This is a genomic window from Luteibacter sp. P1_D3 (assembly GCF_056406135.1).
Genome location: NZ_JBFUAT010000005.1, coordinates 155,727 through 163,766 on the forward strand (window position 1 = coordinate 155,727; position 8,040 = coordinate 163,766).

Sequence of the window (8,040 nt, forward strand, 5' to 3'; positions counted from 1 at the left end):
CTTGGCTCCCCACCGCATGTTCCAACCTGGTCAACGCTGGATCTCCACCGCCGAACCCGAGCTCGGCCTCGGCACCATTCTTCGCGTCGAAGGACGCGGCGTGCAGGTCCTGTTCGCCAAGGCGGGCGTGCTGCGCCCCTACGCCACCGACAGCGCACCGCTGATCCGCGCGGAGTTCCGTGCCGGCCAGCGCGTCTCGGGCAAGGGCCTCGCCTTCCTCGTCGAGCGCATCGAAGAGCGCGAAGGCCTCTTCGTGTATCGCGGCGAAGGGCGTGAACTGGAAGAAGGCCAGCTCGACGACGAGCAGGCGTTGTCGCAGGCGGATGACCGGCTGATCGGCGGCCGCACCGAAAGCAACGAGAGCTTCGACCTGCGCCTGGAAGCCCTGCGCCGTCGCGCCGACGCGCGCCGCTCCGCTGCCTGGGGCCTCGAATCAGCCCGCATCGGCCTGGTTCCGCATCAGCTGCGGGTCGCCGGCATCGCTGCCGCGCGCCGTCCTCCACGCGTGCTGCTTGCCGACGAAGTGGGCCTGGGCAAGACCATCGAAGCCGGCATGATCCTGGCGCGCCAGCTTGCCGCAGGCCGCGCCGGTCGTGTCCTCGTGCTGCTGCCGGAAACCCTGGTGTACCAGTGGTTCGTGGAACTGCTGCGCCGCTTCAACCTGTCGTTCGCCATTTTCGACGAAGAGCGCTGCGAAGCCATCGAGCAGTCCAACGACGGGCGCAACCCGTTCGAGGACGACCAGTTGGTGATCGCCGACTTCGCCTTCCTCGAATCCGCGCCGAAGCGCGCACGCCAGCTGATCGAGGCCGGCTGGGACCTGATGGTCGTCGACGAAGCGCATCACCTCGAGTGGACCCCCGAAGCCGCCAGCCCGCGCTATCGCCTCGTGGAAGAACTGGCCACGGCGACGCCAGGCGTCATCCTGCTCACCGCCACACCGGAACAGCTGGGCCGCGCCGGGCACTTCGCCCGCCTGCGCCTGCTGGATCCCCAGCGCTACAGCGACCTTGACGCCTACCTTGCCGAATCCGCCGAGTACGGCGAACTGTCGGAAGTCGCCAACGCGCTGGCCGATGGCAAGCCGCTCTCCGCCGCGCACCGCACCCTGCTCACCACGCGCTTCAAGGGCGATCGCGAACTCGCCAGCCTGCTGATGCGCGACGACGCGCACGCCGAACTGCTCGCTGCCCTCATCGATCGCCATGGCACGGGGCGCGCGATGTTCCGCAACCGTCGTGCCGGCATCGGTGGATTCCCACGCCGTACGCCGGAGATCCTGGCGATCGACCCGGAGACCCTGGATGCCGGCCGCCGCGATGCCCTGCTCGCCGAATTCCGTGCGGACATCCAGAACACCGCGGCCCACCTCGAGTTCGACTACAACGACGATCCGCGTCTCGAGGCCCTGATCGACCTGCTCGATGCGCACCCGGCCGACAAGTTCCTGCTCATCTGCCGCAGCCAGGCCAAGGTGCTCGCGATCGAAGACGCGCTGCGCACGAAGAGCGGCGTGGGCGTGGCCCGTTTCCACGAAGGCCTCGGTATCGTCCAGCGCGACCGCAACGCGGCATTCTTCGCCCAGCCGGACGGCGCACGCCTGCTGCTATGTTCCGAGATCGGTTCGGAAGGCCGCAACTTCCAGTTCGCTCATCGACTGGTGATGTGGGACCTGCCGCTGGATCCGGATCTCCTGGAACAGCGCATCGGTCGTCTCGACCGCATCGGCCAGCGCCACGATATCGTCGTGCACGTGCCGGTGGTCGAGCAGAGCGCCCAGCACGTATTGGCCCGCTGGTACGACGAAGGCCTCGACGCGTTCCGCTCGAGCCCGGCCGATGGCCGCGAGCTGCTGCGCCGCTTCGGCGAACTGCTCGCCAGCCTTGCCGACGAACATGCGCGCGAGGACGATTCCCGCGACCAGGAACTCGATGCGCTCATCGCGGAAACCCGTGGCGTGCACGAAGAACTCTCGGCCCTGATCCACGCGGGACGCGACCACCTGCTCGAACTGGCGGCCAGTCGCGATCCGCACGCCGACGACCTTGCCTCCAGTTTCGCCCGTGAGGACCAGGATCCGTCACGCGATGCCTTCATCCAGCGCCTGTTCGAAACCTATGGCGTGCATACGGAAGAACTCGCGCCGGATATCGTCCTGCTCGACCCGCAGTACCTCTCCACCGATGGCCTGCCGGGCTTTGCCGATGGCCCGCTTTCGGTGACCTTCTCGCGCGATGTCGCGCTGGCCCGCGAGGACCTGCCGCTGCTGCGCATGGACCATCCGATGGTCTATGCGGCGGTGGACCTGCTCGTCAGCGGCGAAACCGGCAATGCGGCCTTCCTCGTCGACGACGCCCTGCCCGTGCGCACCGCGCTGCTGCAGACGGTCTACGTGCTCGAGATCATCGCCGACCGCGCGCTCGATGCCGGCCGCTTCCTGCCGACGACGCCGCTGGTCGTCGCCGTGGATACCAAGCTGTCGGAACGTCCGGGCTTCCGGCCGAGCGATATCGCCCTGCGTCGCGCGACGGATCGCAATATCGAAGTGGCGCGCTTCCGCAAGTTCCTCTCCAAGCTCGTCCCGCCGATGCTCGAGCATGCGCTCGATCTGGCCGAGGGGCGCGCGGAACTGCTCAAGTTCGAAGCGATCGACGCGGCGAAACTCGAGCTGGATGCCGAACACGCACGCCTCGTCGCCCTGCGCGCCGTCAATCCCTCCATCGCCGCCGCGGAAGTGGATGCCATCGCCGCCGAACGCGACGCCCTGCTCGCGGCGATTCCGAACGCGCGACTGCGCCTGGATGCCGTGCGCTTCGTGGTCAGCCCGGACTTCCTCTCGCTGCGCTGAGACTCAGTAATCGCGGCGTGGTGGCGGTCGAACGCCCCACGCCCAGAGCAGGATCAATCCCGCGAACAGCCCACCCAGGTGGGCGAAATGCGCCACGCCCGCCAACGTGCCGGTCACGCCGAACACAAGCTCGGCGAGGCCGTACAGCGTGACGAACAACCACGCCGGGATGCCGACCGGAATCGGGATCATCATCAGCTTCTCCCGCGGGAAAAGCATCGCGAACGCGCCCAGTAACCCGAAGATCGCACCGGACGCGCCGACCGTCGGGAAGACGCGATCGGGCTCGAAGAAATACACGATGGCGAGCTGGGCGAAGGCCGCGACGACCAGGCAGGTGAAGTAGTAGATGATGAAGCGTCGCTGGCCCATCACCCGCTCGATGAGGCCACCGAACATGTACAGCGCGTACATGTTCAGCACGATGTGCGGAATCGAACCGTGCAGAAAACCGTAGGTGATCAACTGCCAGGGCCTGAACCCGATACCGGCGATGTCGCCGTTAGCCATCTCCATCGCAACGTCATGGCCGACAGGCCACAACGCGAACCATTTCGTGAGCGCGTACGTGGTTTCATCCTGCAGCAACTGCTGCAGGATGAAGGCGAGCACATTGGCGATGAGCAGGTAACGCGTCACCGGAGGCAGCTTGGTCGGCATCGTCGTTACCTGTCTCAGCCGGCCAACGGTGTCGGCTGCAGGATCTCGATCCAGTACTGGTCCGGATCGCGGATAAAGGCGATGTGGCGCATGCGGCCATCGCTGAGCCGCTTCTGGAAGGTGACGCCGAGGGCTTCGAAACGAGCACAGGCCGCATTGACGTCGGGCACGCTCACGCACAGGTGACCGAAACCTCGCGGCTCGCTGTTGCCATTGTGGTACGCGAAGTCGGCGTCCTTCTCGGTACCGTGGTTGTGGGTCAGCTCGAGCACACCGGGCTGCGAGAGCGCCCACTGCTTGCGAGCCGCGTCATCGTCCGGAATGACACCCTGATCGGCGACCAGTACGAGGTAGACGATGGTGAACGCGGCCTCTGCGTAGACGTGCTTGTAGACCGGCGTGAACCCGAGCACGCGCGTATAGAAGTCCAGCGACACGTCGAGATCGCGCACGCGGATCATGGTGTGGTTGAACACGAAGCCGTGGGTCGCGGCATCCGGCGTGGCGGTCACACCGGGCAGCGAGGTGAGGTCGGCGAGGGACATGGGGGATTTCCTTGGGGCAAGAGCCCAAGGGTGGCTGCCACGGGCCGGCAATTCAAGCAAAAGAGCTCAACGCCKCCGTGGCCCCACCGAAAGTAGAAACAACACCACGGCCAGCGCCCCATAAGCCGCCACGAACTGCCAAACCACCCCGCGCGCACCCGCATCGAGCAACCAGGGCAGATAAACCGGGCCGATCGGCTCCACCGAGTGAATGATGCCGAACGCCGTGAGCACAGCGCCAATCGCCACGATGCCCGAGGCCTTGCGCACGTCCCCGTCGATCATCGCCACGACGAAGCTGGCCCACACCATCGAGGTGATGATGAAGCCGTTGCCGAGGATGAAGATCACCGCCATCGCGGAGATACCGTGGCTGGCATCGCCATAAAGCACGGCAAAGTGCGTCGGATCGACGATGGACGGATCGCCGAGCTTGATCGCTAGCATCCGTGCGATCGCCGGGAAGAAGCTGAAGACGACCGCGCTCGCGTAACGCAGCGGCGTGGCCTCGAAGGCCTGCGTGGTGATGCTGATCGAGATGAACACGAGAATCGGTGCGAGGACGGCGACCGGCAGCAACTCGACCAGGTTCGCCAGGTAACCCAGGACGCCGCCCAGGCCTATGACGAGGCCCGTCACCAGCGTGTAGCCCGTCCGTGCGCCCATGGCCTTGTACGCTGGCTGCCCGATATATGGCGTCGTCTGCGCGACGCCGCCGCACAAGCCGGCGATCAGGGTGGCCAGGGCTTCCACCAGCAGGATGTCGCGGGTCGGATAGTCGTCACCCGCGGCGCGCGCACTCTCGGCGACGTTGATGCCGCCCACCACCATCAGCAGACCGAACGGCAGGATCAGCGGCAGGTACGGCACGGTAGCCGGCAGGCCATCGAGAAAGCCGAGGCTGGGGAGCGGGAAGCCAAGGCGCCACTGCCACGCGCCGGGCGGGTGATACCCGCTACCGAGGAAGCCCGACGGGCCCAACCCGTAGTACAGGACGACACCAACGATGAAGGCCCCAAGCACACCCGGCAGTCCGAACGGCAGCCGGCGCTTCGCCACCAACGCATAAAGCACGACACCGAGTCCGGCGAAGCCCACCACCGGCACGCGCAGGATCTCCACCAGCGGCAGGAAGCCCATCAGCACCAGCGCGATCCCAGCGATCGAACCGAGCAATCCGGCGCGCGGCACGGAACGCTGCACCCAGGCACCGAAGAAGGACAGGACGAACTTCAGCACGCCCATGACGACCAGCGAGGCCATGCCGAGGTGCCAGGTCGCCTCCCCCGCCGCGATCGGATCCATGCCTGCCTGGCGATAGCCGGCAAACGCGGGGCCGAGGACCAGCAAGGCCATGCCGATGGTGGTCGGCGCGTCGATGCCGAGCGGCATCGACGTGACGTCCTCGCGGCCGGTCCGTGCCGCCAGCCGGCGCGCCATCCAGGTGTAGGCGAGGTTGCCGAGGAGGACGCCCAGCGCCGTGCCTGGGAACATGCGGCGAAACACGAGGTCCGCGGGCATGCCGAAGATGCCGATAAGAGCGGTGGCCATAAAGGCCAGCAGGGAAAGGTTGTCGACGACGAGGCCGAGCACGCCGTTGAGATCGCCGCCGCCGAAGCGACGACGCGGAGCCAGGTTGGCGGCCATCAGAAAGACACCTCGGCGGACTGGGTGACACGAAGGACGGACTGGTCGCCGGTCCTGACCTTCCACGCGGTGCGAATTGCATCGATCGCCGACTGCCGTGCCACGCTGTCGGCGTAAAGGAGCACGACGATCTTCGAGCGCAGGCGCTCGGGCTGGGACTGCCTGGCCCCTTGCCACTGGCCGTAGGCATCGACGACGGTGAGTCCGTCCGGGAAGCGCGGCGTCACCTCCTTGTCGAGGAAGGCGCGCCAGTCGGCCTCGCTGACACCGTCGGTGTGTCCGGCCATGCCCAGGCCGAAATACAACTCGGTGCGCACCCAGCCCGTCGTAGTGGCCGGATGGGCAGCATCACCCGACAACGTCGGCGACACGACCGGCGTATGCGCCGCGCAGCCGGCGCAGGCCAGCAGCACGCCGAGGAAGATCCCTGCCATCGCTTTCATGCAAACCCCTTTGGACGTCCGTACGGCTGGACGCCTTGAGCCTACAGGGCTCACGGGAGAACGGGAATGGTGGAGGGCGAGGCAACCTGGTTTTCGCCGATAAATCGGCTCCCACAGGGGGCATAAAAAAAGAGCCCGGCTTTCGCCGGGCTCCTTTATCGAACTACCGATCTTTAACGGATTACTGCTGAACCTGCAGTTCCGTACGACGGTTGCGAGCGCGGCCTTCGGCCGTGTCGTTCGTGTCGATCGGGTTGTTCTCGCCGTGACCGATCGGGCCTTCCAGACGGTCGGCACCGATGCCGTGAGCCGTGAGGTAGTCGAACACGATCTTAGCGCGACGCTCGGACAGACCCTGGTTGTACGCGTCCTTACCGACGCTATCCGTGTAACCGGCAACCGTGACCTTGACGGTCGGGTAGCGCTGCAGCGTGTCGACAGCCTGGTCGAGGACGCCCAGCGATTCGCTGGTCGGCTCCTGCAGGGTCGGGCCGATGTTCGTCTCGCCCTTCTTCGGACGATCGAACTTGAAGTTGACGCCGCGCAGGTCGATGACGACCTTCTGCGGGCAACCATCCGGACCGACGATCGTGCCAGCCGGCGTGGCCGGGCACTTGTCGTCGCAATCGTTCACGCCATCGCCATCGCTGTCGAGGGTGGAGCAATCCGGAGCGGCCGGAGCGACAGCAGCGACCGGAGCCGGAGCTGCCGGCGGCTCGCCGAAGCGCGAGACGATCGAGAAGCCGAGGAACCAGTCACCGTAGCCGTTCTCGCTACGAATGGTCTTGTCGTCCCAGTCGTAACGGTAGCCGGCTTCCACGCGGAAGTCCGAGCTGTCGGTGAGGGTCTTGGAGACGCCGACGCCGAGCTCTGCAGCCGGCGACCAGCCCTTGTCCGACGGATTGTGGTGGTAAGCACCCATCACACCGGCGAGCAGGTACGGACGCCACGCGTCCCACGCACCAGCGTAGAAGCGAGCGGCAACACCGTAGTCGTTGTTCGACCAGTGGCCCGAGCCATCATTGTCGCGCTTGGTGCGGTCGGCAAAGATGTCGATCGACGCATTGCTCGAAATGAACTTACCAACGCCCAGACCGTAGTAGGCCTGACGCGAATTGGTGTTGCGGTCGGTGTCGTTGTAGTAACCGCCAACCGTCGGGGCGATGTACCAGCGGCCGTCATAGCCGTTACCCGCGTCAGCGGATTCCTGCGCGTGAACGGCACCCACGCCGCCCAGGGCCAAGCCGATCAGCAAAAACAAGCCCTTACGTTTCATCGGTGTCTCCTCATTATTGGTATTCGCGTCCGCGCTCCACCCCAGACGGAAATCGCGCGTAGAAACTCTTTTCGAATCCGGGGACTTCGGCCGTCCCTCGCTTTAAACCCCTTCAACGGGCGGCGGCAGTTTAGCAAAAATCAAACAATTGAACACGTGCTAAAAACCGCCGTTCATACTTGAGTCACAGCCATTATCAAGCCGTGAAGAGTGTCATGAACTCGTGAATGGGCATGGCATCAAGCGTTTCCGGCGAAGAAGTGACCGCGAGAACCTTCTCCACCCGCTCCACAGGCCACTCGGCGCGCAGGGCGGCCTCGAATTTCTTGAGCAGTACAGGGATGCCTTCGGCACGCCTCTTGCGGTGGCCGATGGGGAAATCGATCGAAACCTTTTCGGTTTTCGACCCATCCTTGAAGAAAACCTGGACCGAATTGCCGATGTAGCGCTTTTCCGGGTCGAAGTAATCCTTAGTGAATTGCGGATTCTCCACCACGGTCATTTTGTCGCGCAGGGCGTCGATACGCGGATCCGAGGCGATCGCGTCGTTGTAATCGTCCGCCGTCAGGCGGCCAAAAATCAGCGGGACCGCGACCATGTACTGGATGCAGTGGTCACGGT

The 8,040-nt window shown here is 65.3% G+C and carries 6 protein-coding genes and 1 pseudogene; 1 reads left to right on the plus strand and 6 read right to left on the minus strand.

Going from position 1 to position 8,040, the window contains the following annotated elements; translation table 11 throughout:
* Nucleotides 1–16 precede the first annotated feature (16 nt).
* Complete coding sequence (gene rapA / locus AC1DYM_RS05830; protein WP_477336859.1) at nucleotides 17–2,848, plus strand: RNA polymerase-associated protein RapA; 2,832 nt, start codon at nucleotides 17–19, stop codon at nucleotides 2,846–2,848.
* Between the two features lie 3 nt (nucleotides 2,849–2,851).
* Here rapA and AC1DYM_RS05835 read toward each other — a convergent pair whose 3' ends face one another.
* From AC1DYM_RS05835 to prpD, 6 genes and pseudogenes are all read right to left on the minus strand, one after another.
* Nucleotides 2,852–3,508 carry a rhomboid family intramembrane serine protease gene (locus AC1DYM_RS05835; RefSeq protein WP_477336861.1) on the minus strand — a complete coding sequence of 219 codons (657 nt, stop codon included), beginning with the start codon at nucleotides 3,506–3,508 and terminating at the stop codon, nucleotides 2,852–2,854.
* Nucleotides 3,509–3,522: 14 nt separating this feature from the next.
* A complete protein-coding gene (gene gloA / locus AC1DYM_RS05840; RefSeq protein ID WP_477336863.1) occupies nucleotides 3,523–4,053 on the minus strand; it encodes a lactoylglutathione lyase in 531 nt (176 codons plus the stop codon).
* A 66-nt stretch (nucleotides 4,054–4,119) separates the two neighbouring features.
* Nucleotides 4,120–5,700 (minus strand): hypothetical protein, encoded by a 1,581-nt coding sequence (locus AC1DYM_RS05845; RefSeq protein ID WP_477336865.1) that lies wholly within the window; start codon nucleotides 5,698–5,700, stop codon nucleotides 4,120–4,122.
* Nucleotides 5,700–6,143 (minus strand): DUF3574 domain-containing protein, encoded by a 444-nt coding sequence (locus AC1DYM_RS05850; protein WP_477336867.1) that lies wholly within the window; start codon nucleotides 6,141–6,143, stop codon nucleotides 5,700–5,702. Before AC1DYM_RS05850 ends, AC1DYM_RS05845 begins: the two co-directional genes overlap by 1 nt.
* Before the next feature lie 181 nt (nucleotides 6,144–6,324).
* The gene (locus AC1DYM_RS05855; RefSeq protein WP_046966226.1) at nucleotides 6,325–7,419 is read right to left on the minus strand and encodes an OmpA family protein; all 1,095 of its coding nucleotides are present in this window, start codon (nucleotides 7,417–7,419) and stop codon (nucleotides 6,325–6,327) included.
* Nucleotides 7,420–7,615: 196 nt separating this feature from the next.
* Nucleotides 7,616–8,040 (minus strand): annotated as a pseudogene (gene prpD, locus AC1DYM_RS05860) (2-methylcitrate dehydratase); the annotation flags it as partial.

Bases quoted from the DNA above. Each gene is read 5' to 3' on its own strand.
- gloA (WP_477336863.1), bottom strand. From the start codon at position 4,053: ATGTCCCTCGCCGACCTCACCTCGCTGCCCGGTGTGACCGCCACGCCG.
- rapA (WP_477336859.1), top strand. From the start codon at position 17: ATGTTCCAACCTGGTCAACGCTGGATCTCCACCGCCGAACCCGAGCTC.
- AC1DYM_RS05850 (WP_477336867.1), bottom strand. From the start codon at position 6,143: ATGAAAGCGATGGCAGGGATCTTCCTCGGCGTGCTGCTGGCCTGCGCC.
- AC1DYM_RS05835 (WP_477336861.1), bottom strand. From the start codon at position 3,508: ATGCCGACCAAGCTGCCTCCGGTGACGCGTTACCTGCTCATCGCCAAT.
- AC1DYM_RS05855 (WP_046966226.1), bottom strand. From the start codon at position 7,419: ATGAAACGTAAGGGCTTGTTTTTGCTGATCGGCTTGGCCCTGGGCGGC.